Source organism: Prevotella sp. HCN-7019 (assembly GCF_037890215.1).
Lineage (GTDB): Bacteria > Bacteroidota > Bacteroidia > Bacteroidales > Bacteroidaceae > Prevotella.
The window spans coordinates 1-318 of the sequence record NZ_JBBKBO010000035.1 but is presented as its reverse complement, the minus strand read 5'-3'; the positions used below and the strand labels follow the sequence as shown (position 1 = coordinate 318).

Sequence of the window (318 nt, the reverse complement as noted above, 5' to 3'; positions counted from 1 at the left end):
AGAATTTTTATTTAAAGAGAGAAATCTCGTCTGTTAATTCTCTTCTTGTACTTATCTGTTTTTATTATAGAGAATTATGACGCTGAGTGCACATTTTTCACATATTATTAGATATGTGTCAGAATATAATATCTCTTGTATGGGGGATTAGCTCAGCTGGCTAGAGCGCTTGCATGGCATGCAAGAGGTCAACGGTTCGAATCCGTTATTCTCCACACTTACATCACCTCGGAAAGGGGGGGTGACAGTAAAAAAGATCTTTGACATATTGTACAAGCAAAACTGTAGTTAAGAAAACTCCGGTGCATAGTTTATTCC

At 37.1% G+C, this 318-nt stretch carries 1 tRNA gene; it reads left to right on the top strand.

The window, feature by feature from the left end:
- Positions 1-141: 141 nt before the first annotated feature.
- Positions 142-215 (top strand) — tRNA-Ala (locus WKT13_RS13345).
- Positions 216-318: the final 103 nt, after the last annotated feature.